This is a genomic window from Pseudomonas sp. BT76 TE3572 (assembly GCF_050435365.1).
Lineage (GTDB): Bacteria > Pseudomonadota > Gammaproteobacteria > Pseudomonadales > Pseudomonadaceae > Aquipseudomonas > Aquipseudomonas fluorescens_W.
Genome location: NZ_JBNDKE010000001.1, coordinates 4,910,107 through 4,935,853, shown reverse-complemented (window position 1 = coordinate 4,935,853; position 25,747 = coordinate 4,910,107). Strand labels below are relative to the sequence as shown.

The window sequence follows — 25,747 nt, the reverse complement described above, 5'->3', positions numbered from 1 at the left end:
ACTTTTCAGGCAGGATTTGATGTCCACGATAGCAGACAACATTGCTCAGGTTAGTTCACGCATCCACGCAGCCGCCCTTGCCGCAAAGCGCGACGAAGACAGCGTCCAGCTGCTGGCCGTGAGCAAGACCAAGCCCGCCGACGCCCTGCGCGAAGCATATGCCGCGGGGTTGCGCGACTTTGGCGAGAACTACCTGCAGGAAGCCCTGAGCAAACAGCTCGAATTGGCCGACCTGCCCTTGATCTGGCACTTCATCGGCCCCATTCAATCGAACAAGACTCGCGCTATCGCCGAGCACTTCGCCTGGGTGCATTCCGTGGATCGTTTGAAAATCGCACAACGCCTGTCCGAACAACGTCCCGCCGATCTGCCGCCACTGAACATCTGCATCCAGGTCAACGTCAGCGGTGAAGCCAGCAAGTCCGGCTGCACCCCGGCCGACCTGCCGGCCTTGGCCAATGCCATCAGCGAACTGCCGCGCATCAAGCTGCGCGGATTGATGGCAATCCCCGAGCCGACTGAAGATCGCGCCGCCCAGGATGCCGCTTTTGCTGCCGTACAAAGCCTGCAAGCCAGCCTGAACCTGCCGCTCGACACACTTTCCATGGGCATGAGCCACGACCTCGAGTCGGCCATCGCCCAAGGCGCCACCTGGGTCCGCATCGGTACGGCCCTGTTTGGCGCCCGTGATTACAGTCAACCGTGAACAATGGCTGACTCCTCTCTCTATAAGGACCTGACATGAGCAAGACTCGTATTGCCTTTATCGGTGCCGGCAACATGGCGGCCAGCCTGATCGGCGGCCTGCGCGCCAAAGGTCTGGACGCCGCGCAGATCCGCGCCAGCGATCCGGGTGCTGAAACCCGCGCTCGCGTGAACGCTGAACACGGTATCGAAGTGTTCGCCGACAACGCCGACGCCATCCAGGGCGCCGAAGTCGTCGTACTGGCGGTCAAACCTCAAGCGATGAAAGCCGTCTGCGAAGCGCTTCGCCCAAGCCTCAAGCCGAATCAACTGGTGGTTTCGATTGCGGCCGGCATCACCTGCGCCAGCATGAACAACTGGCTCGGTGCCCAACCGATCGTGCGTTGCATGCCCAACACCCCGGCGCTGCTGCGTCAGGGCGTCAGCGGCTTGTTCGCCACGGCTGAAGTGAGCACCGAGCAACGCCAACAGGCGCAGGAACTGCTGTCCGCCGTCGGCATCGCATTGTGGCTGGATGAAGAGCAGCAACTGGACGCGGTCACCGCCGTTTCCGGCTCGGGCCCTGCGTACTTCTTCCTGCTGATCGAAGCCATGACCGCCGCTGGCGTGAAGCTCGGCCTGCCAGCAGACATCGCTGCACAACTGACCCTGCAAACCGCTTTGGGCGCTGCTCACATGGCCGTGGCCAGTGACGTCGACGCTGCGGAACTGCGTCGCCGCGTGACGTCTCCTGCGGGCACGACGGAAGCGGCGATCAAGTCGTTCCAGGCCGGTGGCTTCGAAGCCCTGGTAGAAAAAGCACTCGGCGCCGCGGCGCACCGCTCGGCCGAGATGGCCGAACAATTGGGTCAATAAGGAGCCTTACATGATTGGATTGAACACTGCAGCGGTCTACGTGCTGCAAACCCTCGGCAGCCTGTACCTGCTGATCGTGCTGCTGCGCTTCGTGCTGCAACTGGTACGCGCAAACTTCTACAACCCGCTCTGCCAGTTCGCCGTGAAAGCCACTCAGCCGCTGCTCAAGCCATTGCGCCGGATCATCCCGAGCATGTTCGGCCTGGACATGTCCTCGCTGGTGCTGGCGATCCTGGTACAACTGGCGCTGATGGCCCTGACCCTGCTGCTGACTTACGGCACCACCGGCAACCCGCTGCAATTGCTGATCTGGTCGCTGATTGGCGTGACCGCGCTGTTCCTGAAGATTTTCTTCTTTGCCCTGATCATCAGCGTGATCCTGTCCTGGGTCGCACCGGGCAGCCATAACCCTGGCGCCGAGCTGGTGAACCAGATTTGCGAGCCAGCCCTGGCGCCGTTCCGCAAGATCCTGCCGAGTCTCGGCGGCCTGGATATCTCGCCGATCCTGGCGTTCATGGTGCTCAAGCTGATCGACATGCTGGTGATCAACAACCTCGCCGCCATGACGATGATGCCGGAAATCCTGCGTCTGCTGATCTGACCCGGTGAGCTACTTTCGCTGGGACGGTGACGACCTGATTCTGGAATGTCACCTGCAACCGGCAGCCCGCAGCGATGATTTCTGCGGGCTGCATGGTGATCGATTGAAGATTCGCCTGACGGCGCCGCCGGTTGAAGGCAAGGCCAACGCGTATCTGATGGCGTTTCTGGCCAAGGCGTTTGGGGTTTCCAAGAGTCAGGTCAGTTTGATTAGCGGCGAGCTGAACCGGCAGAAGCGGGTGCGGATTTGTTCGCCGAAGAAGCTACCGGATTTGCCGGGGTTGGTGCAGCGTTCGCTTTGATTGTGGGTTGCGGCATAAAGCCACCCCAGCCCTCCCGAAACGTCGGACCGCCCCAGTGGGGAGAGGGGGAAAGGGAGCAGATCGGGGACTTTTCAGAACCTGAGTTCGACTCAGACTTTCAGGTCGATGTAGCTTGGCCAAACACCTCAGTCAGTCCCCTCTACCCTCTGGGGAGAGGGTTAGGGTGAGGGGTCGATCCAACGCCGAGCACCCATTTCCCAAACACCTCGGCCTTAGCTTGCTGCTAAAGGCAGCGGTCTTTAGACTTACGCCTCATTTCAACGAGAGCAGGGTCGATGCCAGCTGCCTTCCCCCCCGATTCTGTTGGTCTGGTGACGCCGCAAGTGGCGCACTTCAGTGAACCCCTGGCCTTGGCCTGCGGCCGTTCGCTCCCAGCTTATGACCTGATCTACGAAACCTACGGCACGTTGAACGCCGCGGCGAGCAACGCCGTGCTGATCTGCCACGCCTTGTCCGGTCACCATCACGCTGCCGGCTTCCACAGCCCCGACGACCGCAAACCCGGTTGGTGGGACAGCTGCATCGGCCCCGGCAAGCCGATCGACACCAACAAATTCTTCGTGGTCAGCCTGAACAACCTCGGCGGTTGCAACGGCTCTACCGGCCCGAGCAGCACCAACCCGGAAACCGGCAAGCCATTCGGCGCCGACTTCCCGGTGCTGACCGTGGAAGACTGGGTTCATAGCCAGGCGCGCCTGGCAGACCTGCTCGGCATCGGCCAATGGGCCGCCGTGATTGGCGGCAGTCTCGGTGGCATGCAGGCGATGCAGTGGAGCATCACTTACCCGGATCGCATTCGCCACTGCCTGGCCATCGCCTCGGCGCCCAAGCTGTCGGCGCAGAACATTGCCTTCAACGAAGTGGCGCGCCAGGCAATCCTCACCGACCCCGAGTTCCACGGCGGTTCGTTCCAGGAAGCGGGCGTGATCCCCAAGCGTGGCCTGATGCTGGCGCGGATGGTCGGGCACATCACGTACCTGTCCGACGACTCGATGGGCGAGAAATTCGGTCGTGGCCTGAAGAGCGAAAAGCTCAACTACGACTTCCACAGCGTCGAATTCCAGGTCGAAAGCTACCTGCGCTATCAAGGCGAAGAGTTTTCCGGGCGCTTCGATGCCAACACGTACTTGCTGATGACCAAGGCGCTGGACTACTTCGATCCGGCGGCGAACTTCGACGATGACCTGGCGAAAACCTTCGCCAACGCCCAAGCCAAGTTCTGCGTGATGTCTTTCACCACAGACTGGCGCTTCTCCCCTGCCCGCTCGCGGGAACTGGTGGACGCGCTGATGGCGGCCAAGAAAGACGTCTGCTACCTCGAGATCGACGCTCCGCAAGGCCACGACGCCTTCCTGATTCCGATCCCGCGCTACTTGCAGGCATTCAGCAATTACATGAACCGCATTACGTTGTGAGAAAGCCATGAGAGCTGATCTGGAAATCATCCAGGAATGGATCCCCGCCGGCAGCCGCGTACTCGACCTCGGTTGCGGCGATGGCGAATTGCTGACCTGGCTGCGCGATAACAAGCAAGTGACCGGCTATGGCCTGGAAAACGACCCGGAGAACATCGCCGAGTGCGTGGCCAAGGGCATCAACGTCATTGAACAGGACCTGGACAAGGGCCTGGGCAACTTTGCCAGCAACAGCTTCGACGTCGTGGTCATGACCCAGGCGCTGCAAGCCGTGCACTACCCGGACAAGATCCTCGACGAAATGCTGCGCGTCGGTCGCCAGTGCATCATCACCTTCCCCAACTTCGGTCACTGGCGCTGCCGCTGGTACCTGGCGAGCAAGGGCCGGATGCCGGTGTCCGATTTTCTGCCGTACACCTGGTACAACACGCCGAACATCCACTTTTGCACCTTCGAAGACTTTGAAGCGTTGTGTCGCGAACGTGAAGCCAGGGTCATTGATCGGCTTGCCGTGGATCAACAACACCGACACGGGTGGGCCAGTAAGCTATGGCCTAATCTGTTAGGTGAGATCGGTATTTACCGCGTCAGCAGCCCCGGGCTGCAAGACCACAAGGTCGCGGTCTGAGTCACGACATTTCGAGGAGAACGATCATGGGTCGTCTAGCGCTGTTTGTACTTACTGCCTGCCTGAGCGTCACCGCCATGGCCGCCGACGTCATCAAAGGCGAGCGCAAAGAAACCTTTGGCGATGTCACGGTGCACTACAACACCTTCAACTCCACCTTCCTGACACCGGATATCGCCAAAGCAGCCGGGCTGACTCGAAGCAAGAACCAGGGCGTGATAAACGTCGCCGTGATCAAGGATGGCAAGCCATTGACCGCTGATGTCAGTGGATCGGTGAAGGACTTGACCAGCCAGACCGTGCCGTTGAAGTTCAAACAGATCACTGAACAAGGCGCGATCTACTACATCGCCCAGTTCCCGGTCGATCAGCAGGAAGTCCGTACCTTCGACATCAAGGTGCAGAACGGCGATAAAATCAACACCATCAATTTCAACCAAGAGCTCTTCCCCGGCGAATGATCAATTTCACGCAACTCGTACTGGCCAGCCACAACGCCGGCAAACTCAAGGAACTTCAGGCCATGCTCGGCGAATCGGTGCAACTGCGCTCGATCGGCGAGTTCAGCAGCGTCGAACCTGAAGAAACCGGCCTGTCGTTCGTCGAAAACGCCATCCTCAAGGCCCGCAATGCCGCGCGCATCTCCGGCCTGCCTGCACTGGCGGACGATTCGGGGTTGGCCGTGGATTTCCTCGGCGGTGCGCCGGGTATCTACTCGGCTCGTTACGCCGATGGTCAGGACGATGCGGCGAACAACGCCAAACTGCTCGATGCCTTGAAAGACGTGCCGGAAGCCGAACGCGGTGCGCAATTCGTTTGCGTGCTGGCGCTGGTGCGTCACGCCGATGATCCGTTGCCGATCCTTTGCGAAGGTCTGTGGCACGGCCGCATCCTGACCCAAGCCAGTGGCGAACATGGGTTTGGCTACGACCCGCTGTTCTGGGTGCCGTCGCGCGATTGCTCCAGCGCCGAGCTGAGCCCGAACGAAAAGAACCTCATCAGCCACCGCGCCCGTGCAATGGATCTGCTGCGCCAGCGTCTGGGCCTGATATGACCCCTGACTCATCCGCGTCGCCGCTGATCTTCGGCGGCGCCGCCCAATCGCCTCGCGCCGCCCTGCCTGTGCTGCCGCCGCTGGCGTTGTACATCCACATTCCGTGGTGTGTGCGCAAATGCCCTTATTGCGACTTCAATTCCCACACCGCCAGCCCGGTGTTGCCGGAAGAAGAATATGTGGACGCGCTGCTGGCCGACCTCGATCAGGACCTGCATGCGGTTTACGGCCGTGAGCTGAGTTCGATCTTCTTTGGTGGTGGCACGCCAAGCCTGTTCAGCGCCGAGGCTTTGGGCCGCTTGCTCAAAGGCGTCGAGCAACGCATTCCGTTCGCCAGCGACATCGAAATTACCCTGGAAGCGAATCCCGGGACGTTCGAACAAGAGAAGTTCGTCGCCTACCGGGCGCTGGGCATCAATCGCCTGTCGATCGGCATCCAGAGCTTTCAGGAAGAGAAACTCAAAGCGCTGGGGCGGATTCACAACGGTGACGAAGCGGTACGTGCCGCCGGCATGGCCCGTCAGGCAGGGTTCGACAACTTCAATCTGGACCTGATGCACGGTTTGCCCGATCAGTCCCTGGACGACGCCCTGAACGACCTGCGCCAGGCCATCGCCCTGAAACCGACCCACTTGTCCTGGTATCAGCTGACCCTGGAGCCGAACACAGTGTTCTGGAACCAGCCGCCGACGCTGCCAGAAGACGACACGTTGTGGGACATTCAGGAGGCCGGTCAGGCGCTGTTGGCCGAGCACGGTTACGCTCAATACGAAGTCTCGGCGTATGCCCAGCCCGGTCGTCCGGCGCGGCATAACCTCAATTACTGGAGTTTCGGCGACTTCATCGGCATCGGTGCCGGGGCTCACGGCAAACTCAGTCACCCGGACGGGCGCATCGTCCGTACCTGGAAGACCCGTCTGCCGAAGGACTACCTCAACCCGGCGAAAAGCTTCAAGGCTGGGGAGAAAGCCCTGACCAATGAAGAAATGCCGTTCGAGTTCCTGATGAACGCCTTGCGCCTGACCGAGGGCGTGGAATCGCGACTGTACCCGGAACGCACCGGGATGAGCCTGGAAAGCCTCGCCGAAGGCCGCCGGGTCGCAGAACAAAGTGGCTTGTTGCAGGTCGAACCGTCACGTCTGGCGGCCACCGAGCGCGGACAACTCTTCCTCAATGACTTGCTGCAGACATTTCTGAGCTGATTTCAGCCTTAAGGGAAAACGAATGGATTTGATACTCGACCTGCTCGCCACCGCGTCCCGCTGGAGCCGTAGCAACTTGTCTGAAATCGCGCTGGCACTGGTGGGCTGCCTGCTGGTGTTGTTTGGTGCCGATATCAAAGGCTGGGTCGATGCACGCCTGGGCAGCATCGCCGGCGCCTTGCGCGTCCCGCTGATGGCCCTGCTGTGCATGGTCGGCAGCGGCGTCGCGCTGATCTACGCCACGCCGTGGATCATCAAAGGCCTGAGCCAGTTCAACAACTACAGCCTGGCGCCGGTGTTGTTGGTGGTGCTGGTGTTGATTGGCGTCGTAGCAGACCGCCGCTGACTTTCGAACACACCCAAAAATAACTGTAGGAGTGAGCCTGCTCGCGATAGCGTCATGACATTCAACCTCTTAGGTGACTGTCAGACCGTTATCGCGAGCAGGCTCACTCCTACATTTTTTACCGCGTGATGCTCAGGACTGTTTTTCGAACTTCAGGTCCCACACGCCATGCCCAAGACGTTCGCCGCGGCGTTCGAACTTGGTGATCGGGCGCTCGGTCGGGCGCGGGACGCATTTGCCGTCTTCGGCCAGGTTGCGATAACCCGGCGCGACGTTCATCACTTCCAGCATGTACTCGACGTACGGTTCCCAGTCGGTGGCCATGTGCAGCACACCGCCGACCTTCAACTTACTGCGCACCAGTTCAGCAAACGACGCCTGAACGATACGGCGCTTGTGGTGACGGCTCTTGTGCCATGGGTCCGGGAAAAACAGCATCAGGCGATCGAGGCTGTTGTCAGCAATGCAACGGTTGAGCACTTCGATCGCGTCGCAATCGTAGACCCGCAGGTTGGTCAGGCCCTGAGTCAGCACGCCATTGAGCAGCGCGCCAACACCCGGACGGTGCACTTCCACGCCGATGAAGTCCTGCTCCGGCGAGGCCGCGGCCATTTCCAGCAGCGAATGGCCCATGCCGAAACCGATTTCCAGCGAGCGCGGCGCCGAACGACCGAACACCTGATCGAAGTCCACCGGCGCATCGGCCAGAGGCAACACGAACAGCGGCGTGCCCTGCTCCAGACCTTTTTGCTGGCCTTCGGTCATGCGCCCGGCGCGCATCACAAAACTCTTGATGCGGCGGTGTTGGCGCTCTTCGCCTTCTTCCGGCTGGATAGGCGTTTCGTTTGATTCAGTCATCAATGGCTCTTACTTGATCAGACCATCCAGCGGCGAGGAGGCGCTGGCATAGAGTTTTTTCGGCATGCGACCGGCGAGGTAGGCCAAGCGACCTGCCACGATGGCGTGTTTCATGGCTTCAGCCATCATGATCGGCTGCTGGGCATGGGCGATGGCCGAGTTCATCAGCACCGCTTCGCAACCCAGTTCCATGGCGATGGTGGCGTCGGAGGCAGTACCGACACCGGCATCCACCAACACCGGGATCTTGGCTTCTTCAAGGATGATCTGCAGGTTGTACGGGTTGCAGATCCCCAGGCCCGTGCCGATCAGGCCGGCCAGCGGCATCACCGCAATAACGCCGATTTCCGCCAGTTGACGGGCAATGATCGGGTCATCACTGGTGTAGACCATCACGTCGAAACCTTCCTTGACCAGCACTTCGGCGGCCTTGAGGGTTTCGATCACATTGGGGAACAGGGTTTTCTGATCCGCCAGCACTTCCAGCTTCACCAGGTTGTGGCCACCGAGCAGCTCACGGGCCAGACGGCAGGTGCGCACAGCCTCGGTAGCGTCGAAGCAACCGGCGGTGTTAGGCAGGAAGGTGTAGCGATCCGGCGACAGGACTTCGAGCAGGTTCGGTTCGCCCGGGTTCTGGCCGAGGTTGGTGCGGCGCACCGCGAAGGTGACGATCTCGGCACCCGAGGCTTCGATGGCCAGGCGGGTTTCTTCCATGTCGCGGTACTTGCCAGTACCTACCAGCAAACGCGACTGGTAAGTACGACCGGCCAGGACGAAGGGCTTGTCGCTACGAACGATGCTCATGGGAAATCCTCTGTAGGGGTGAGGTTCTTGCAGAATTCTGTGCCCTTGCGGGCCGGGCGACTAGCCGCCGCCGATGGCGTGCACGACTTCGACACTGTCGCCGTCGTTCAGCGTGGTTTCTGCGTGCTGGCTGCGCGGGACGATATCCAGATTGAGTTCGACCGCCACCCGGCGTCCGGTCAGTTCCAGACGGGTCAGCAGGGCCGCAACGGTTTCACCGTCGGGCAGTTCAAGGGATTCGCCGTTCAACTGAATGCGCATGCCGAATGCCGCCATCATTTTTAGGGGCTGGCATTCTAGCCCGATCAGTCTTGGCGACCCAAGCCATTCGTCATGAAATGGACCACCCGGTCAGCTCAACCGCCAGGCGGCAAGCCCCAGGCAGAACCAGCCGACCAGAAATGCCAGGCCGCCGAAGGGGGTGATGATCCCGAGCTTGCTCACGCCGGTCATGGTCAACAGGTACAGACTGCCGGAAAACAGCAGGATGCCGACGACAAACGATGCACCCGCCCACGTGATCAGACGACCGGGAATCTGCGTGGCCAGCAGCGCAACGCCCAGCAACGCCAAGGTGTGCACCAATTGGTAGGTCACGCCGGTGTGGAAAATCGCCAGGTACTCGGGCGTCAGACGGCTTTTCAAGCCATGGGCGGCGAACGCGCCAAGGGCAACGCCGGTGAAGCCGAAAAAAGCAGCCAGCATCAGAAAGCCACGCAGCATGAAGAACTCCAGTCAGACTCGATCCACAGGGTCTGTATAATGGCCCGCTCAACGGGTTCGGCCAAGCCATCTCTATGCTGCGTATATTTTTGCGACGATTGACGAAGTCCCTGCTCTGGTTCGCGGGTGGCAGCGTATTGCTGGTGCTGATCTTTCGCGTGGTACCACCACCTGGAACGGCGTTGATGGTCGAGCGCAAGGTCGAATCCTGGTTCGACGGCGAGCCCATCGATCTGCAACGCACCTGGAAACCCTGGGATGAAATCTCCGACGACCTGAAAGTCGCGGTGATTGCCGGCGAGGATCAGAAATTCCCGGAGCATTGGGGTTTTGACTTTGGCGCGATCCAGGCCGCACTGGCTCACAACGAACTCGGTGGAACGATTCGCGGCGCCAGCACCCTGAGCCAGCAGGTCTCGAAGAATCTGTTTCTGTGGTCCGGCCGCAGCTGGCTGCGCAAAGGCCTGGAAGCGTGGTTTACCGGGCTGATCGAGGTGTTTTGGCCCAAGCAGCGAATTCTTGAGGTGTACCTCAACAGTGTCGAGTGGGATGACGGTGTGTTTGGCGCTGAAGCAGCCGCCAGGCATCACTTTGGCGTCGGCGCTCGTTCGCTGTCCCGGCAGCAGGCCAGTTTGCTGGCGGCGGTGCTGCCTAACCCGCGAGTGTGGAGTGCCAGTCATCCGACTAACTACGTCGCACGGCGAGCGGGATGGATTCGACAGCAAATGAGTCAGCTCGGCGGTGATAGCTACCTTGTAGGGATCAATGATTCACGCCGCGCACCTTGGGCCGAGTGACCTTTTGATGCACAAACAAAAACGCCCCGATCAATGATCGGGGCGTTTTTTTATGCCTGCGCGCAGGTTATGCGGCAATCGACAACTTGAGCTTGTTCATCGCGCTCTTCTCGAGCTGACGAATACGCTCGGCCGACACGTTGTACTTCTGCGCCAGGTCGTGCAGCGTGGCTTTTTCTTCTGCCAGCCAGCGCTGGTAGAGGATGTCACGGCTGCGGTCGTCCAGCACTTCAAGCGCTTCGTGCAGGTTGTGGTTCGAGTTGTCACTCCAGTCAGCATCTTCCAGTTGACGGGCCGGGTCGTACCGGTGGTCTTCCAGATAGTTGGCCGGCGATTGGAAAGCGCTGTCGTCGTCCGCTTCCGCGGCCGGGTCGAAGGCCATGTCATGGCCGGTCAGGCGACTTTCCATCTCACGCACTTCCCGAGGCTCTACACCGAGGCTTTCCGCCACACGATGGACTTCCTCGTTGTTCAGCCACGCCAGACGTTTTTTCTGGCTGCGCAGGTTGAAGAACAGCTTGCGCTGGGCCTTGGTGGTCGCGACTTTCACAATGCGCCAGTTGCGCAGGATGAACTCGTGGATTTCCGCCTTGATCCAGTGCACAGCGAACGAAACCAGGCGCACACCCATTTCCGGGTTGAAGCGCTTCACGGCCTTCATCAGGCCGACGTTGCCTTCCTGGATCAGGTCAGCCTGAGCCAGACCGTAGCCGGAATAGCTACGGGCGATATGTACGACAAAACGCAGGTGGGCGAGCACCATCTGCCGAGCCGCCCCCAAATCCTGCTCATAATAGAGACTCTCGGCCAGTTCACGCTCCTGCTCCGGCGTCAGCAATGGAATGCTGTTCACGGTGTGCACATAGGCCTCCAGGTTCGCACCCGGGACCAGAGCATATGCAGGTTGCAAAGAATTGGTCATACGAAAAAACCTCCGACTTACATAACTCGTGCAGTTCAGCACTGCGAAAATTGACCGGAAACCAAAAGACAAGTTCCCATAAACGCTGAAAGGTCAATACGAGCAAAATGATACTACTTAGGCGCAAGCTCCCTCAGGTGGCGTGCGACTGCAATCCATGCACCGATATACCCCAACAGCACCGCGCCAAGCAAGAGAGACAGACCATCGGCAACTGGCACTCCGGCCAGCGCGAAATCACTGCCGTACAAACCGGCCAGCCCCACCACCGCGTCGTTCAGCCAATCAAGGCCGAACGCCAATACGCCCCAGGAAAGAAGCCCCGCACCAAAGCCATAAAGCGCACCCATATACAGAAAGGGCCTGCGCACATAGCTGTCAGTGCCGCCGACGAGTTTAATCACTTCTATCTCTGTGCGGCGGTTTTCAATATGAAGACGAATGGTATTGCCTATCACCAAAAGTAATGCAGAAACCAGAAGCACGGTCAGACCGAAGACAAAACGGTCACCCAGCTTGAGGATGGCTGCCAGACGCTCGACCCAGACTAGATCAAGTTGCGCCTGTTGTACCTTGGGCAACTCGGAAAGTTTTTGTCGTAATGCTTCAAGGGCCGGTTTGTCGACTTCGTTCGGCGTCACCAGAACCACGCCCGGCAGCGGGTTTTCGGGCAGCTCCTTGAGCGCCTCGCCCAGACCGGACTGCTGCTGGAACTCTTCCAGCGCCTGATCGCGACCGACATATTCAGCATCAGATACGCCAGGCATCCCCTTGATCTGCTCGCGTAACGACTCGCCTTCAGCGGGGCTGGCCTCGATTTGCAAATACAGGGAAATCTGCGCCGCACGCTGCCAGGATCCGCCGAGACGCTCGACGTTACTTAGCAAAAGTGACAGGCCCATCGGCAAACTCAGGGCAACCGCCATCACCATGCAGGTGAAGAAGCTACCGATGGGCTGCTTGCCCAAACGACGCAAGCTATCGAGCAGGCTGGCGCGATGACTCTCGACCCAGGCACGGAACAGTGTGGCGAAATCCGGGCCGTCATCATCGTCGCGTTTTTTCTTCTGCGGTTGCTGGTCGGCGGCCTTCGGGGCCACGCGCTCGGAAACCTTGGGGCTGCGGGTCGCACTCATACGCCGGCCTCCCCGTCACCGATCAATCGGCCGCGTTGCAGGGTCAGCATGCGGTGGCGCATGCGGGCGATCAGTGCCAGGTCGTGACTGGCAATCAGCACGCTGGTGCCCAGACGGTTGATGTCTTCGAACACGCCCATGATTTCTGCCGCCAGACGTGGATCGAGGTTACCGGTCGGCTCATCTGCCAGCAGCAAGGCCGGACGGTGAACGATGGCGCGGGCGATGCCTACGCGCTGTTGCTGACCGGTGGACAGGTCGCCGGGGTACAAATCGGTCTTGTCCGACAGCGCCACGCGCTCCAGCGCCGAATCCACGCGCTTGGCGATCTCGGCCTTGGACAGCCCAAGGATCTGCAACGGCAGCGCGATGTTGTTGAACACCGTGCGATCGAACAGCAGCTGGTGATTCTGGAACACCACGCCGATCTGGCGCCGCAGGTACGGAATCTGTGCGTTGCTGATGGTGCTGAGGTCTTGCCCGGCCAGCAGCAATTTGCCAGTGGTCGGACGCTCCATCGCCAGCAGCAGGCGCAACAAGGTGCTTTTACCGGCACCAGAGTGGCCGGTCACAAACAAAAACTCGCCCCGACGGACTCGAAAGCTCAGCTCATGCAAGCCGACGTGACCGTTCGGGTAGCGCTTACCGACCTGTTCGAAACGAATCATGAACGCTCCCGCTCGGCAAACAATGCCTGGACAAAGGGTTCTGCTTCAAAAGTACGCAAATCATCGATGCCTTCACCGACGCCGATGTAGCGAATCGGCAAGCCAAACTGCTTGGCGAGAGCGAAAATCACCCCGCCTTTGGCGGTGCCATCGAGCTTGGTCAGCGCCAGGCCGGTCAGTTCGACGGTCTGGTTGAATTGTTTGGCCTGATTGATGGCGTTCTGACCGGTGCCGGCATCGAGCACCAGCAGCACTTCGTGCGGTGCATCGGCATCGAGTTTGCTGATAACCCGGCGAACCTTTTTCAGCTCTTCCATCAAATTGTCTTTGGTGTGCAGGCGACCGGCGGTGTCGGCGATCAGCACGTCGATGCCACGGGCCTTGGCGGCTTGCACGGCGTCGAAGATAACCGAAGCCGAGTCAGCGCCGGTGTGCTGGGCGATGACCGGGATCTTGTTGCGCTCGCCCCAGACCTGCAATTGTTCGACGGCGGCGGCGCGGAAGGTATCGCCGGCCGCGAGCATGACTTTCTTGCCTTCAAGCTGCAGCTTCTTCGCCAGTTTGCCGATGGTGGTGGTCTTGCCGGCACCGTTGACGCCGACGACCAGAATCACGAACGGCTTGTTCTGCGAAGTGATTTTCAGCGGTTGCTCGACGGGTTTGAGCATCGCCGCCAGTTCCGCTTGCAGGGATTTGTACAGCGCATCGGCATCGGCCAGTTCTTTGCGAGCGACCTTCTGGGTCAGGCGCTGGATGATCACCGAAGTCGCTTCGACGCCAACGTCGGCGGTCAGCAGGCGGGTTTCGATGTCTTCGAGCAGCTCGTCATCAATGATCTTCTTGCCCAGGAACAGGCTGGCCATGCCTTCGCCAATGCTGGCGCTGGTCTTGGACAGGCCTTGTTTCAGGCGAGCGAAGAACCCGGCTTTGGTTTCTTCGGTACGCGCGGGCTCGGCAGGCGCTTCGACGGGAATGACAGGTGCGGCGGCAACGGGAGCGACGACCGGTGTCGGCGCTTGAACAACTGGAGCAACCGGAGCAACCGGAGCAACGAATGCGGGCACCACAGGTTCTGGAACAACCGGTTCAGGCTCGGCCACCAGCACTGGTGCGACAACCGGCTCAACCACTGGTGCTTGAACGGGCTCAGGAGCAAAGGCAGTCGGGGCTGGAATGGGGGGTGTAACGTGCGGCGCCCGATCATCTACAACCAATGCCACCGGCTCTTCCGCCACTGGCAACGTCAGCCATGGCTCGGCAACGGGCGTGAGCGGCACCTGGGCCACAACTTCGGCGACGACATCAGGCTCAGGCTCGGCGACCGGTTGCAGCACCGGCTCGGCGATTGGCGGGACAATCGGCGCGGGCTCTTCATCTATTACCGGCGCAGGCGTGGGCTCAGGCAGTGGTTGTGGCTGTTCGACGACGGGTTCCTGCGGCTTTTTGCGCAGCCATCCGAACAGGCTTTTCTTCTCACCAGCCGCAGCTGGGGCTTTCTTGTCGTCGTTGGAACCAAACATGGAGGACGGCTATCTCACAGTAGCGACGCGCCAAAGGGCGCCTCGGCAAATAAATATTCGATGCAGAACAGACTGCGATTGACCCAGCTTGTTCACGCGCAACATTTTGTCGAGGTGCAAACGGCACCTTACAAAAACGATTTCACGAAGGACTGGAGCGGCAAAATCGGCGAAAAAGCAGAGTTTAGTTGATAAACCACAGCCTTCTGCCGCAAACCCATACAACCTGATCAAACCCGAAGGCCTGATAGGCGTGGCCGCCAGCAAAACGGATCAGTATCCTAGCACCCTCTCGCCCGCCGACGCTAAGACCAAGCGGGCAGCCCCAAAGGTTTAAAAACGAATGAATGCTCTAGCCCGCCGCGCTGCAGGCCTGCTGCTCAGCACAGTTTGTCTGCCCCTCTCGGCCCTGGCCGCCGATCCACAACCCACTCACGAATTCACCCTCGATAACGGCCTGAAGGTCGTCGTGCGCGAAGACCATCGCGCGCCGGTGGTGGTTTCCCAAGTCTGGTACAAGGTCGGCTCCAGTTATGAGACCCCGGGTCAGACCGGTTTGTCCCACGCTCTGGAACACATGATGTTCAAGGGCAGCGAGAAAGTCGGCCCTGGCGAAGCCTCGCTGATCCTGCGCGACCTCGGCGCCGAAGAGAACGCGTTCACCAGCGATGACTTCACGGCGTATTACCAGGTACTGGCCCGCGACCGTCTGGGCGTGGCCTTCGAGCTGGAAGCCGATCGCATGGCCAGCCTGCGTCTGCCGGCCGACGAGTTCGCCCGCGAGATCGAAGTCATAAAAGAAGAACGTCGCCTGCGCACTGACGACAAGCCAATGTCCAAGGCCTACGAACGCTTCAAGGCCATGGCTTACCCGGGCAGCGGTTACCACACGCCGACCATCGGCTGGATGGCGGACCTGGACCGGATGAAAGTCGAAGAGCTGCGCCACTGGTACGAATCCTGGTACGTGCCGAACAACGCCACGTTGGTGGTGGTGGGCGACGTGACCCCGGATGAGGTCAAAACCCTGGCCCAGCGCTATTTCGGCCCGATCGCCAAACGTGATGTGCCATCGGCGAAAATCCCGCTGGAACTGGCCGAACCCGGCGAACGGCAGATCACCCTGCATGTGAAGACTCAATTGCCGAGCCTGATGCTGGGTTTCAACGTGCCAAGCATCGCCACCGCTGAAGACAAACGCTCGGTCAACGCCTTGCGCCTGATCTCCGCCCTGCTCGACGGCGGCTACAGCGGACGTATCCCGACACAACTGGAGCGCGGCGAAGAGCTGGTGTCCGGCGGTTCGTCGAGTTACGACGCCTATACCCGTGGCGACAGCCTGTTCACCTTGTCCGCAACACCCAATACCCAGAAAAACAAAACCATGGCCCAGGCCGAAGCCGGCCTGTGGAGGCTGCTCGAGCAGCTGAAAACCACCGCGCCGTCCGCTGAAGAACTGGAACGAGTGCGGGCACAGGTCATCGCTGGCCTGGTCTACGAGCGTGACTCGATCACCAGCCAGGCCACTGCCATAGGCCAACTGGAAACTGTCGGCCTGTCGTGGAAGCTGATGGACACCGAACTCGCCGAACTGGAAAGCGTGACCCCGGAAGACATCCAGAAAGCCGCCAAGCTGTATTTCACCCGCGAACGTCTCAGCGTCGCCCATGTATTGCCGGAGGAGACGACTCATGAGTGAGCGTAAAAAACCGCGCCTGGCCCTGATGGGCCTGATCGCTGTCGCATTGATCGGGTCTGCCGCGTTTTACTTTTCAAAGACCGACGATTCCAAGGCCAGCGAAGCCCTCGACAAGGCCAAGTCCAGCCAGAAGCTTCAATCGCTGGCTGAACTCGACGGCAAGGCGCCAAGCCACCGCGCGCTGGACGTGCAGACCTGGAAAACCGCCGAGGGCGCCAAGGTGCTGTTCGTTGAAGCCCGGGAGCTGCCGATGTTCGACATGCGCCTGATCTTCGCCGCCGGCAGCAGCCAGGACGGCGACGCACCTGGCCTCTCCGTACTGACCAACGCCATGCTCAATGAAGGTGTGGCCGGCAAAGATGTCGGCGCCATCGCTCAGGGCTTCGAAGGCCTGGGCGCAGACTTTAGCAACGGCGCGTTCAAGGACATGGCCCTTGCATCCCTGCGCAGCCTCAGCGCCGCGGACAAACGCGAACCGGCCCTGAAATTGTTCTCCGAAGTCGTCGGCAAACCGACCTTCCCGGCCGATTCCTTTGCGCGCATCAAGAACCAGATGCTCGCCGGTTTCGAGTACCAGAAGCAGAACCCCGGCAAACTCGCGAGCCTGGAGCTGATGAACCGTCTGTACGGCGATCACCCGTACGCGCACTCCAGCGACGGCACGGCGAAAACCGTTCCAGCGATCACACTGGCTCAGCTGAAGGCGTTCCATGAGAAGGCCTACGCGGCTGGCAACGTGGTGATTGCGCTGGTGGGCGACCTGTCTCGTGCCGAGGCGGAGGCGATTGCTGCGCAAGTCTCCAGTGCGCTGCCAAAAGGCCCGGAGCTGGCGAAAATCCCGCAACCGGAAGAGCCGAAAGCCAGTATCGGTCACATCGAGTTTCCGTCCAAGCAGACCAACCTGATGCTCGCGCAATTGGGCATCGACCGTGACGACCCGGACTACGCGGCCCTGTCCTTGGGTAACCAGATTCTTGGCGGCGGTGGCTTCGGCACGCGATTGATGAGCGAAGTGCGCGAGAAGCGCGGCCTGACGTATGGCGTGTATTCGGGTTTCACCCCGATGCAGGCGCGCGGCCCGTTCATGATCAACCTGCAAACCCGCGCCGAGATGAGCGAAGGCACGCTGAAACTGGTGCAGGACGTACTCGCCGACTACCTTAAAACCGGCCCGACCCAGAAAGAACTCGACGACGCCAAGCGTGAACTGGCCGGCAGCTTCCCGCTGTCCACCGCCAGCAACGCCGATATCGTCGGCCAACTCGGCGCCATGGGTTTCTACAACCTGCCGCTGAGCTATCTGGATGACTTCATGCGCGAGTCCCAGAGCCTGACGGTCGAGCAGGTCAAAACCGCACTGAACAAACACTTGAGCACGGATAAAATGGTCATCGTCAGCGCTGGCCCGACCGTGCCGCAAAAGCCGTTACCGGCCCCAACTGATAAACCTGCCGAGCAACCGCTCGGGGTTCCGGAGCATTAATGGCCACTCGTCCTAAAAAACCCGTTCACAACGTACACAACGGTGTGAACCAACTGCGCATCATCGGCGGTGAATGGGGCAGCCGAAAACTGAGCTTCCCGGATGCACCGGGCCTGCGTCCGACCCCGGACCGAGTGCGTGAAACCCTGTTCAACTGGCTCGCGCCTTATGTCGCTGGCGCCAAGGTTCTGGACCCGTTCGCCGGCAGCGGCGCGTTGTTCCTCGAAGCCTTGTCCCGTGGCGCGGCCATGGGTCAGGCGCTGGACGCCAGCAACATCGCGGTCGCCAGCATCAAGGAACATCTGGGCACGCTGCGCTGCACCACCGGCCAGATTCAGACCGCCGATGCCCTGCGCTACCTGGAAACCCAGACAGCGACCGCTTACGACCTGGTGTTCCTCGACCCTCCCTTCAACCAAAACCTGTTGCCGGGCGTTTGCGCATTGCTTGAAGAGCGTCAGTGGCTGGCCGACGAAGCCTGGATCTACACTGAAAGCGAGAATGCGCCATCGAGCCTTGGCTTACCAGGCAACTGGCGCCTGCACCGGGAGCAGAAATCCGGGCGGGTGTATTACGCGTTGTGGCAACGTATGGCAGAGATTGCCGGTTAATCAACCGGCCTGAAAAAGGTGCGCGCCTCAAGCGAGGCTCGCACCGCTGCATCGAGAACCATCGTGTCCCATCCGACAGAACGTTTCACCCCCGCCTTCGGCCTCGGCAACCCGCACTTGCAAACCTTGTGGGGGCCGCTGTGGCGCAAAACCACGCACATCGAACGCCAGCGCGAACGCTTGTGGCTTGAGGATGGCGATTTTCTCGATCTCGACTGGCACGGCCCCCACAGCGCCGATGCGCCACTGGTGCTGGTATTGCACGGCCTGACCGGTTCTTCAAACTCGCCTTACGTGGCCGGGGTGCAGAAAGCACTGGGCGCCCAAGGCTGGGCCAGCGTCGCACTGAACTGGCGCGGCTGTTCGGGCGAGCCGAATCTGTTGCCGCGCAGTTACCATTCCGGCGCCAGTGAAGACCTGGCCGAAACCATCAAGCACCTGAAGGCCCAACGACCGCTCGCGCCGTTGTATGCCGTCGGCTATTCCATGGGCGGCAATGTGCTGCTCAAACATTTGGGCGAATCCGGCAGCAACAGTGGCGTGGTCGGTGCGGTGGCGGTGTCGGTGCCGTTTCGCCTCGATCAATGCGCCGACCGTATCGGCCAGGGTTTCTCGAAGGTCTATCAGGCGCATTTCATGCGGGAGATGGTGGCCTACATCAAGAACAAACAACGCAAGTTCCAGCATGACGGCCACGAGGATGGACTGGCGGCATTGGCCGCACTGGGCTCGCTGGAGAACATGCGCACGTTCTGGGATTTCGATGGCCGGGTCACCGCCCCGCTGAACGGTTTTGCCGATGCCGAGGATTACTATCGCCGCGCCTCGAGTCGCTATTTCCTTGGCGAGATTCGTACGCCAACCCTGATCATTCAAGCGGCCGATGACCCGTTTGTCTTTCCTCACAGCCTGCCGCAAGCCGACGAATTGTCTGCCTGCACTCAATTCGAGTTACAGGCCAAGGGGGGGCATGTCGGCTTCGTCGATGGTTCGTTCAAACAACCGGGTTACTACCTGGAACGCCGTATCCCGCAATGGCTGACCTCCATGGGCCGTCAGTAAGGCCATGGACGTCGATCAGGGCGAGTCGATCCGATTCTGGCAAACAGCGCCGTTGGCCGGCGTCGAGTTATTGTCCGCACGCTACATCGAACACCGTTTCGCGCCCCATGTGCATGACGGTTACGTGATCGGCATGATCATGGCCGGCGCCCAGCGTTATCGCTATCGCGGTGCCGAACACCTGGCCGGGAGCGGCACGCTGGTGCTGATCAATCCAGACGAACTGCACACCGGCCATAAAGGCACGGAGGATGGTTGGTTGTATCGGGCGTTTTATCCGGACAGCGGGCAGATTCTGTCGCTACTCGATGAACTGGAACTGCCGACCAACAACTTGCCGGCGTTTGGCGCGACGCTGTATCGCGATCCGGACCTGGTAAAGGGTTTCTGCCAACTGCACCGTCTACTGGAAAGTCCGTCCACTGCCCTGCAACAACAAACGGTCTGGCGGGAAATGATGCTGTCGCTGCTGCAACGGCACGCGGCCGTGCCGGTTGCCGGCAAGCCGGGCAAGGAACATCGGGCGGTGACACTGGCCAAGGATCTGCTGCAGGCACAATTGGCGACGCCGCCTTCGCTGGAAGAACTGGCAGCGGCGGTCAACCTTTCGCCCTTCCACTTCGCCCGGGTGTTCCGCCGCGCCACGGGCATGCCGCCGCACACCTGGCTGATGCAGCAGCGCATCGCCCGGGCGCGAGCGCTGTTACAGAACGGTTGTTTGCCGCTGGAAGTGGCGACGCAGCTGGGGTTTGCTGATCAGAGTCATCTGAGTCGACAGTTCAAGCAGGTTTACGGCGTTGGGCCGAGCGCGTATCGAAGTGCGCGGCAATCGTTCAGAAAATGAACATTACTGTAGGAGTGAGCCTGCTCGCGATAGCGGTGGGTCAGTCGACATCGATACTGACAGACACTCCGCTATCGCGAGCAGGCTCACTCCTACAGGGGGGGTTGGGGTTATTCGCCGATGGCGATGCCATGCGCAGGATCGTTGATCCACTCGCTCCATGAACCGGCATACAACGAGCCCAACGGATAACCCGCCAGGCACAGTGCGAACAGGTTGTGACAGGCCGTCACGCCAGAACCGCAGTACGCCACCAGATCGGTCGGCGAACGATCACCGAGCTTCTCGGCAAAACGCTGTTTGAGCTGATCGGCCGGCAGAAAACGCCCGTCGCTGCCCAGGTTGTCGGTGAACGCCGCACATTGCGCGCCGGGGATGTGCCCGGCAATCGGGTCGATCGGCTCTACTTCGCCCTTGAAACGCGGCAAGCCGCGGGCATCGAGCAGGGTCAGCGCGGGCTGGCCGAGACGTTGCTGGAGCTGTTCGGCGCTCAAGATCAGCGCGTTGTCCGGCGACCCCGTGAAGGTGCCACGCTCAATCTGCGGCGCATCCAGACTCAGGGGCAAACCGGCCGCGTGCCAGGCCTTGAGTCCGCCATCCAGGATGAATACGCCGTCACGTTTGCCCAGCCAGGCCAGCAACCACCAGGCCCGCGCCGCGTAAGCACCCGGACCGTCGTCATACAAAACCACATCGCTGTCGGCGTTAATGCCCCAGGCTTGCAGACGTTCGATCAAGTCTTCAGGTTCAGGCAACGGATGACGCCCGGTCACACCCTTGATCACTGTCCCGCTCAAATCACGCTCAAGATCGGCGAAGCTCGACTCGGCAATATGCCCTTCGGCATAGCTGCGCTGACCGTAATCCGGGTCTTCGAGGGCAAAACGACAATCCAGAATCACCAGCCCCGGCAGCTCCTTTTTCAGGTCCAACGCTTGCGGGCTGATCAATTGCGCAATGGGCATAACGGGCTCCTGTGATTAGGCGATGTTTGATCCTACTGCACTTTTTATCCCACTTCCTCCAGCGCTTGGGCCAGCGGCACGTAAAACTCCTCGAACAGCGCATTCACTTCATCGCGAGACTGATCCGTGACAAAACCGGCCTCCAGCACCAGCACCTGATACACCCCACGTTTAATGGCCTGTTCGCTCAGGTGATTGGAATTTTCACGCGTGGTGCAGAGAAAACGCACCCAGGACGTCAGGATGATCCAGGCATTGAGCGTCAGGGATTCGATCTGAACCTTGTCCATTTGCAGGATGCCGGCCTCGACGAAGCCCGCGTAGATGTGCGTACCATGGATCAGACAGCGTTGGGAAAAGCGCCGATAACGGGCGGCCAGCTCCGGATCACTGTCGAGCAGGTGCTCCAGATCGCGGTGCAAAAACCGGTAGCGCCACATGGCGGCCAGCAACTCCTGAAGGTAGAAGCGCTTGTCTTCGACCGTGGCGGCACGCCCCTGGGGCGGGCGCAGGAAGCTGTCCACCAGGCTTTCGTACTCACTGAACAGCACGGCGATGATCGCCTGCTTGTTGGGGAAGTGGTAGTACAGATTGCCCGGGGAAATTTCCATATGGGCAGCAATGTGGTTGGTGCTGATGCTGCGCTCACCCTGCTGATTGAACAGCTCCAGGCTGTTCTGCACGATGCGCTCGCTGGTTTTGATCCGAGGGGCCATGGCTTGGGCTTTAATTCAAAGTGCGTTGACCGGCATCTTACGACCTAACTGCGAGTGGATAAAACAAAGCTGCGCCAGGATGTCATTTGACTTTCTAGAGCATGGACTCTAAAAAGTCACTCATTACAATAAATCCGGAGCCGACCATGACTGCTGACATCGCCTACTTGCAGAACCTGCAGCAGCCTCTGGAAGAGCTCCAGACCCTGTTCGACGCCCAACGCGCGGCGTATGCAGCCAACCCGATGCCACCCACCGGCCAGCGCCAGCAATGGCTAAAAGCCCTGCGCGATCTGTTGAGCAATGAGCGTCAGGCATTGATCGATGCCATCAGCCAGGATTTCAGCCATCGCAGCGCCGATGAAACCCTGCTCGCCGAACTGATGCCCAGCCTGCACGGCATTCACTACGCCAGTCAGCACCTCAAAGGCTGGATGAAGCCGTCGAAGCGCAAGGTCGGGATCGCCTTTCAACCCGCAGCGGCCAAAGTCGTTTATCAACCGTTGGGTGTGGTCGGGGTGATCGTGCCGTGGAACTACCCGCTGTATCTGGCCATCGGGCCATTGGTAGGCGCGTTGTCGGCAGGCAATCGGGTGATGCTCAAGCTCAGCGAATCGACTCCCGCCACCGGTTTGTTGCTCAAGGAGCTGCTGGGCCGAATTTTCCCGCAAGACCTGGTCTGCGTGGTGCTGGGCGAAGCCGATATCGGTGTGGCGTTCTCCAGATTGCGGTTCGATCACCTGCTGTTCACTGGCGCCACCAGCATCGGCAAACACGTGATGCGTGCGGCGGCCGAAAACCTGACCCCGGTGACCCTCGAACTCGGCGGCAAATCCCCGGCCATCGTGTCCCGCGACGTGCCGCTCAAGGACGCTGCCGAACGCATCGCCTTCGGCAAGACGCTCAACGCCGGACAGACCTGCGTGGCCCCGGACTATGTGCTGGTGCCGGAAGATCGCGTAGGCGCTTTCGTCGAAGCCTATCGTCAGGCAGTTCGCGGGTTTTATCCGACCTTGACCGACAACCCGGACTACACCGCGATCATCAATGACCGGCAATTGGCGCGCCTCAATGGCTACATCAGCGACGCCACCAGCAAGGGCGCGCTGCTAATTCCACTGTTCGACAAGGGCCAGGGGCGCCGCATGAGTCACAGCCTGCTGCTCAACGTCAGCAACGACATGATGGTGATGCAGGACGAAATCTTCGGCCCGCTGTTGCCGATTGTTCCCTACAAGGATCTGGATCAGGCCTTTGCCTACATCAATGAACGACCCCGCCCGCTGGCCCTGTATTACTTCGGCTACGACAAGCGTGAGCAACACCGCGTACTTCACGAAACCCATTCCGGTGGCGTGTGCCTGAACGACACCCTGCTGCACGTCGCTCAGGACGACATGCCATTCGGCGGGATCGGCGCGTCGGGCATGGGCCATTACCACGGCCACGAAGGTTTCCTGACCTTCAGCAAAGCCAAAGGCGTGCTGATCAAACAGCGGTTCAATGCGGCGAAATTGATCTACCCGCCGTACGGCAAATCCATTCAGAAGCTGATTCAGAAGCTGTTTATCCGCTAACGATCATCCCCTTCGGGTAATAACAATAATGAGCCCAAGCCTGTCCGATACACCCGCGCTGTCACGGCGCGGCTTGCTTAAATTCAGCCTGGGGGCCAGCGCTTTTCTCGCCACCGCCGGTTTGGGAGCGACTCTCAGCGGCTGCTCATCGAGCGTGCCGGCCAGCGGTTTCGCGATTCTGCGCAGCGGTGACTTGCTGTTTTTGCGGGCACTGATTCCGGTGATGCTCGACGGCGCTGTGGCCGTCCAAAAAACACCGGCGGCTGTCAGTGAAACCCTGCACTGCCTGGATAACGGCCTGAATCACCTGTCGCCGGAAATGCTCAAGCTGACCCGGCAGTTATTCGATGTGCTGGGAATGGCCGTGACTCGCGGGCCACTGACCGGGATCTGGGGCAGCTGGGAAAACGCCAGTGCCGACGAGATCCGGCACTTTCTCGATCGCTGGGAAAACAGCTCGTTAAGCCTGCTGCGCATGGGCCATAGCTCGCTGCTGCAACTGGTGATGATGGCGTGGTACAGCCGGGCGGAATCGTGGGCGCATTGCGGGTATCCCGGGCCGCCTACCGTTTGAGATCGGCCCGCCCACACCTCCAATAATAAAAAGAGAACCTGAAGATGCCCGTACCCGATCCGTTCCGCGAAGGCCTGGCCCGTGGCTGGAAAACCTATAACGGTTCACAACTGACCCAGGACCTGACCCTCGAAGTGGACGTGGCGATTATCGGCAGCGGCGCAGGCGGCGGCACCACCGCCGAAATCCTCAGCGCCGCGGGCTACAAGGTATTGCTGATCGAGGAAGGCCCGCTCAAGACCAGCAGCGACTTCAAGATGCTCGAAGACCAGGCCTACACCAGCCTCTATCAGGAGGGTATCGGCCGCATGAGCAAGGACGGCGCGATCACCATCCTTCAGGGCCGGGCGGTGGGCGGGACCACACTGATCAATTGGACCTCAAGCTTTCGCACGCCGGACCCGACCCTCGATCACTGGGCCAAGGAACACGACGTCAAAGGCCACGCGCCGGCCGAGATGGCGCCGTGGTTCGAGAAAATGGAGCAACGCCTGGGCGTCGCCCCCTGGATGATCCCGCCCAACGCCAACAACGACGTGATCCGCAAAGGCTGCGAAAAACTCGGCTACGCCTGGCATGTGATCCCGCGCAACGTGCGTGGCTGCTGGAACCTTGGCTACTGCGGCATGGGCTGCCCGACCAACGCCAAGCAATCGATGCTGGTCACGACCATCCCGGCGACCCTGGAAAAAGGTGGGGAGTTGCTCTATCTGGCTCGCGCCGAAAAGCTCTTGATCAGCGGCGACAAGGTCACGGGCTTGCATTGTGTAGCGATGGACGACCGCTGCGTCGCGCCTACCGGACACACGATCACGGTCAAGGCGCGGCATTACGTGCTGGCCGGTGGCGGGATCAACAGCCCGGCGCTGCTCATGCGCTCCGAGGCACCGGACCCGCACAAACGGCTGGGTAAACGGACTTTTCTACACTTGGTGAACATGTCTGCAGGGCTGTTCGACGAAGTGATCAACCCGTTTTATGGTGCGCCACAGTCGATCTATTCCGACCATTTCCAATGGCAGGACGGCACCACCGGAAAAATGTCTTACAAACTCGAAGTGCCGCCGCTGCACCCGGCACTGGCCACGACTTTGCTCGGCGGTTTCGGCAAGGAAAACGCCCAACACATGGAAAACCTGCCCCACACCCACGCAATGCTGGCGTTGCTGCGGGACGGTTTCCACCCGGACAGCCCCGGCGGTAGCGTCGAGTTGCGCGGTGACGGCACGCCGGTGCTCGACTATCAGGTTTCACCTTATGCGTGGGACGGGTTGCGTCGAGCGTTCCACAGCATGGCCGAGATCCAGTTCGCGGGCGGTGCCCACGCGGTGATGCCAATGCACGCCGACGCTCGCTACGTGAAAACCCTCACCGAAGCGCGCACGCTGATCGACGGCCTGAGCCTTGAGCTGTATCGCACACGTCTGGGCAGCGCCCATGTGATGGGCGGTTGTGCCATGGGTGAAGAGCCGAAAAACGCCGTGACCGACAGCCTCGGCAGGCATCATCAGTTAGGCAATCTGTCGATTCATGACGGCTCGCTGTTCCCCACCAGTATTGGCGCAAACCCGCAATTGTCGGTCTATGGGCTGACGGCGCAGCTGGCAACTTCTTTGGCCGAACGTTTGAAAAACCCATGAAAATGGAGAATATTCCAATG

At 60.4% G+C, this 25,747-nt stretch carries 29 protein-coding genes; 19 read left to right on the top strand and 10 right to left on the bottom strand.

Annotation, left to right across the window (positions count from 1 at the left end; translation table 11 throughout):
* Nucleotides 1-19 precede the first annotated feature (19 nt).
* The 10 genes from ABH912_RS22385 (at nucleotide 20) to ABH912_RS22340 (ending at nucleotide 7,128) form a co-directional block, all read left to right on the top strand.
* A complete protein-coding gene (locus ABH912_RS22385; RefSeq protein WP_429511677.1) occupies nucleotides 20-706 on the top strand; it encodes a YggS family pyridoxal phosphate-dependent enzyme in 687 nt (228 codons plus the stop codon).
* A gap of 35 nt (nucleotides 707-741) precedes the next feature.
* Nucleotides 742-1,560, top strand: a complete 819-nt coding sequence (gene proC, locus ABH912_RS22380) for a pyrroline-5-carboxylate reductase (RefSeq protein WP_429511676.1) — start codon at nucleotides 742-744, stop codon at nucleotides 1,558-1,560.
* Between the two features lie 10 nt (nucleotides 1,561-1,570).
* Nucleotides 1,571-2,161 (top strand): YggT family protein, encoded by a 591-nt coding sequence (locus tag ABH912_RS22375; RefSeq protein WP_008152625.1) that lies wholly within the window; start codon nucleotides 1,571-1,573, stop codon nucleotides 2,159-2,161.
* Between the two features lie 4 nt (nucleotides 2,162-2,165).
* Nucleotides 2,166-2,462, top strand: a complete 297-nt coding sequence (locus ABH912_RS22370) for a DUF167 domain-containing protein (protein ID WP_033060477.1) — start codon at nucleotides 2,166-2,168, stop codon at nucleotides 2,460-2,462.
* Nucleotides 2,463-2,758: 296 nt separating this feature from the next.
* Nucleotides 2,759-3,898, top strand: coding sequence for a homoserine O-succinyltransferase MetX (metX, locus tag ABH912_RS22365; protein ID WP_415758752.1), 1,140 nt, complete (start codon nucleotides 2,759-2,761; stop codon nucleotides 3,896-3,898).
* A 7-nt stretch (nucleotides 3,899-3,905) separates the two neighbouring features.
* On the top strand, nucleotides 3,906-4,526 hold the full coding sequence (gene metW, locus ABH912_RS22360) for a methionine biosynthesis protein MetW (protein WP_046053673.1): 621 nt from the start codon (nucleotides 3,906-3,908) through the stop codon (nucleotides 4,524-4,526).
* A 26-nt stretch (nucleotides 4,527-4,552) separates the two neighbouring features.
* On the top strand, nucleotides 4,553-4,987 hold the full coding sequence (locus ABH912_RS22355) for a DUF4426 domain-containing protein (RefSeq protein WP_429511675.1): 435 nt from the start codon (nucleotides 4,553-4,555) through the stop codon (nucleotides 4,985-4,987).
* Nucleotides 4,984-5,580, top strand: coding sequence for an RdgB/HAM1 family non-canonical purine NTP pyrophosphatase (rdgB, locus tag ABH912_RS22350; protein ID WP_429511674.1), 597 nt, complete (start codon nucleotides 4,984-4,986; stop codon nucleotides 5,578-5,580). Before ABH912_RS22355 ends, rdgB begins: the two co-directional genes overlap by 4 nt.
* Nucleotides 5,577-6,782: a radical SAM family heme chaperone HemW gene (hemW, locus tag ABH912_RS22345; RefSeq protein ID WP_429511673.1), complete on the top strand. Its 1,206-nt coding sequence runs from the start codon at nucleotides 5,577-5,579 to the stop codon at nucleotides 6,780-6,782. The genes rdgB and hemW overlap by 4 nt, the downstream gene beginning before the upstream one ends.
* 22 nt (nucleotides 6,783-6,804) lie before the next feature.
* Nucleotides 6,805-7,128, top strand: coding sequence for a DUF3392 domain-containing protein (locus tag ABH912_RS22340; RefSeq protein WP_033060485.1), 324 nt, complete (start codon nucleotides 6,805-6,807; stop codon nucleotides 7,126-7,128).
* 132 nt (nucleotides 7,129-7,260) lie between these two features.
* On the opposite strand, the gene trmB is transcribed toward ABH912_RS22340, so the two are convergent.
* The 4 genes from trmB to ABH912_RS22320 form a co-directional block, all read right to left on the bottom strand.
* Entirely contained in the window at nucleotides 7,261-7,986 is a 726-nt protein-coding gene (gene trmB, locus ABH912_RS22335; RefSeq protein WP_429511672.1) for a tRNA (guanosine(46)-N7)-methyltransferase TrmB, read from the bottom strand.
* A gap of 9 nt (nucleotides 7,987-7,995) precedes the next feature.
* The gene (locus tag ABH912_RS22330; RefSeq protein WP_008068101.1) at nucleotides 7,996-8,790 is read right to left on the bottom strand and encodes a thiazole synthase; all 795 of its coding nucleotides are present in this window, start codon (nucleotides 8,788-8,790) and stop codon (nucleotides 7,996-7,998) included.
* Nucleotides 8,791-8,850: 60 nt separating this feature from the next.
* Entirely contained in the window at nucleotides 8,851-9,051 is a 201-nt protein-coding gene (gene thiS / locus ABH912_RS22325; protein ID WP_007897898.1) for a sulfur carrier protein ThiS, read from the bottom strand.
* Nucleotides 9,052-9,141: 90 nt separating this feature from the next.
* On the bottom strand, nucleotides 9,142-9,513 hold the full coding sequence (locus ABH912_RS22320) for a DUF423 domain-containing protein (protein WP_033060488.1): 372 nt from the start codon (nucleotides 9,511-9,513) through the stop codon (nucleotides 9,142-9,144).
* Between the two features lie 74 nt (nucleotides 9,514-9,587).
* On the opposite strand from ABH912_RS22320, the gene mtgA reads away from it, so the two are divergent.
* Nucleotides 9,588-10,310, top strand: coding sequence for a monofunctional biosynthetic peptidoglycan transglycosylase (gene mtgA / locus ABH912_RS22315; protein ID WP_429511671.1), 723 nt, complete (start codon nucleotides 9,588-9,590; stop codon nucleotides 10,308-10,310).
* Between the two features lie 67 nt (nucleotides 10,311-10,377).
* Here mtgA and rpoH read toward each other — a convergent pair whose 3' ends face one another.
* The 4 genes from rpoH to ftsY form a co-directional block, all read right to left on the bottom strand.
* Entirely contained in the window at nucleotides 10,378-11,232 is an 855-nt protein-coding gene (gene rpoH, locus ABH912_RS22310) for an RNA polymerase sigma factor RpoH (RefSeq protein ID WP_007897890.1), read from the bottom strand.
* Between the two features lie 113 nt (nucleotides 11,233-11,345).
* Nucleotides 11,346-12,368 (bottom strand): permease-like cell division protein FtsX, encoded by a 1,023-nt coding sequence (gene ftsX, locus ABH912_RS22305; protein WP_033060493.1) that lies wholly within the window; start codon nucleotides 12,366-12,368, stop codon nucleotides 11,346-11,348.
* Nucleotides 12,365-13,036: a cell division ATP-binding protein FtsE gene (gene ftsE, locus ABH912_RS22300; RefSeq protein WP_008152655.1), complete on the bottom strand. Its 672-nt coding sequence runs from the start codon at nucleotides 13,034-13,036 to the stop codon at nucleotides 12,365-12,367. Before ftsE ends, ftsX begins: the two co-directional genes overlap by 4 nt.
* The gene (gene ftsY / locus ABH912_RS22295; RefSeq protein WP_429511670.1) at nucleotides 13,033-14,556 is read right to left on the bottom strand and encodes a signal recognition particle-docking protein FtsY; all 1,524 of its coding nucleotides are present in this window, start codon (nucleotides 14,554-14,556) and stop codon (nucleotides 13,033-13,035) included. The genes ftsE and ftsY overlap by 4 nt, the downstream gene beginning before the upstream one ends.
* Nucleotides 14,557-14,899: 343 nt before the next feature.
* Between ftsY and ABH912_RS22290 the strand changes: the two genes are divergently transcribed.
* The 5 genes from ABH912_RS22290 (at nucleotide 14,900) to ABH912_RS22270 (ending at nucleotide 20,255) form a co-directional block, all read left to right on the top strand.
* Nucleotides 14,900-16,255: a M16 family metallopeptidase gene (locus ABH912_RS22290; protein ID WP_033060496.1), complete on the top strand. Its 1,356-nt coding sequence runs from the start codon at nucleotides 14,900-14,902 to the stop codon at nucleotides 16,253-16,255.
* On the top strand, nucleotides 16,248-17,738 hold the full coding sequence (locus ABH912_RS22285; RefSeq protein WP_033060497.1) for a M16 family metallopeptidase: 1,491 nt from the start codon (nucleotides 16,248-16,250) through the stop codon (nucleotides 17,736-17,738). Before ABH912_RS22290 ends, ABH912_RS22285 begins: the two co-directional genes overlap by 8 nt.
* Nucleotides 17,738-18,349: a 16S rRNA (guanine(966)-N(2))-methyltransferase RsmD gene (gene rsmD / locus ABH912_RS22280; protein WP_033060498.1), complete on the top strand. Its 612-nt coding sequence runs from the start codon at nucleotides 17,738-17,740 to the stop codon at nucleotides 18,347-18,349. Before ABH912_RS22285 ends, rsmD begins: the two co-directional genes overlap by 1 nt.
* 63 nt (nucleotides 18,350-18,412) lie before the next feature.
* A complete protein-coding gene (locus tag ABH912_RS22275) occupies nucleotides 18,413-19,411 on the top strand; it encodes a hydrolase (protein ID WP_033060500.1) in 999 nt (332 codons plus the stop codon).
* 4 nt (nucleotides 19,412-19,415) lie between these two features.
* Nucleotides 19,416-20,255: an AraC family ligand binding domain-containing protein gene (locus ABH912_RS22270; RefSeq protein WP_429511669.1), complete on the top strand. Its 840-nt coding sequence runs from the start codon at nucleotides 19,416-19,418 to the stop codon at nucleotides 20,253-20,255.
* 110 nt (nucleotides 20,256-20,365) lie between these two features.
* Here the strand turns inward: ABH912_RS22270 and ABH912_RS22265 are convergent, their stop codons facing one another.
* Both ABH912_RS22265 and ABH912_RS22260 read right to left on the bottom strand, forming a co-directional pair.
* Nucleotides 20,366-21,220, bottom strand: a complete 855-nt coding sequence (locus ABH912_RS22265; RefSeq protein WP_429511668.1) for a sulfurtransferase — start codon at nucleotides 21,218-21,220, stop codon at nucleotides 20,366-20,368.
* Nucleotides 21,221-21,264: 44 nt separating this feature from the next.
* Nucleotides 21,265-21,936, bottom strand: coding sequence for a TetR/AcrR family transcriptional regulator (locus ABH912_RS22260; RefSeq protein WP_033060505.1), 672 nt, complete (start codon nucleotides 21,934-21,936; stop codon nucleotides 21,265-21,267).
* Nucleotides 21,937-22,082: 146 nt separating this feature from the next.
* Here ABH912_RS22260 and ABH912_RS22255 point away from each other — a divergent pair, with 146 nt between their 5' ends.
* The 3 genes from ABH912_RS22255 to ABH912_RS22245 are packed head-to-tail and all read left to right on the top strand — an operon-like array spanning nucleotide 22,083 to nucleotide 25,727.
* Entirely contained in the window at nucleotides 22,083-23,513 is a 1,431-nt protein-coding gene (locus ABH912_RS22255; protein WP_429511667.1) for a coniferyl aldehyde dehydrogenase, read from the top strand.
* 28 nt (nucleotides 23,514-23,541) lie between these two features.
* The gene (locus tag ABH912_RS22250) at nucleotides 23,542-24,087 is read left to right on the top strand and encodes a twin-arginine translocation pathway signal protein (RefSeq protein ID WP_429511666.1); all 546 of its coding nucleotides are present in this window, start codon (nucleotides 23,542-23,544) and stop codon (nucleotides 24,085-24,087) included.
* Between the two features lie 44 nt (nucleotides 24,088-24,131).
* Nucleotides 24,132-25,727: a GMC family oxidoreductase N-terminal domain-containing protein gene (locus tag ABH912_RS22245; protein ID WP_429511665.1), complete on the top strand. Its 1,596-nt coding sequence runs from the start codon at nucleotides 24,132-24,134 to the stop codon at nucleotides 25,725-25,727.
* The last annotated feature ends 20 nt before the right edge of the window (nucleotides 25,728-25,747 follow it).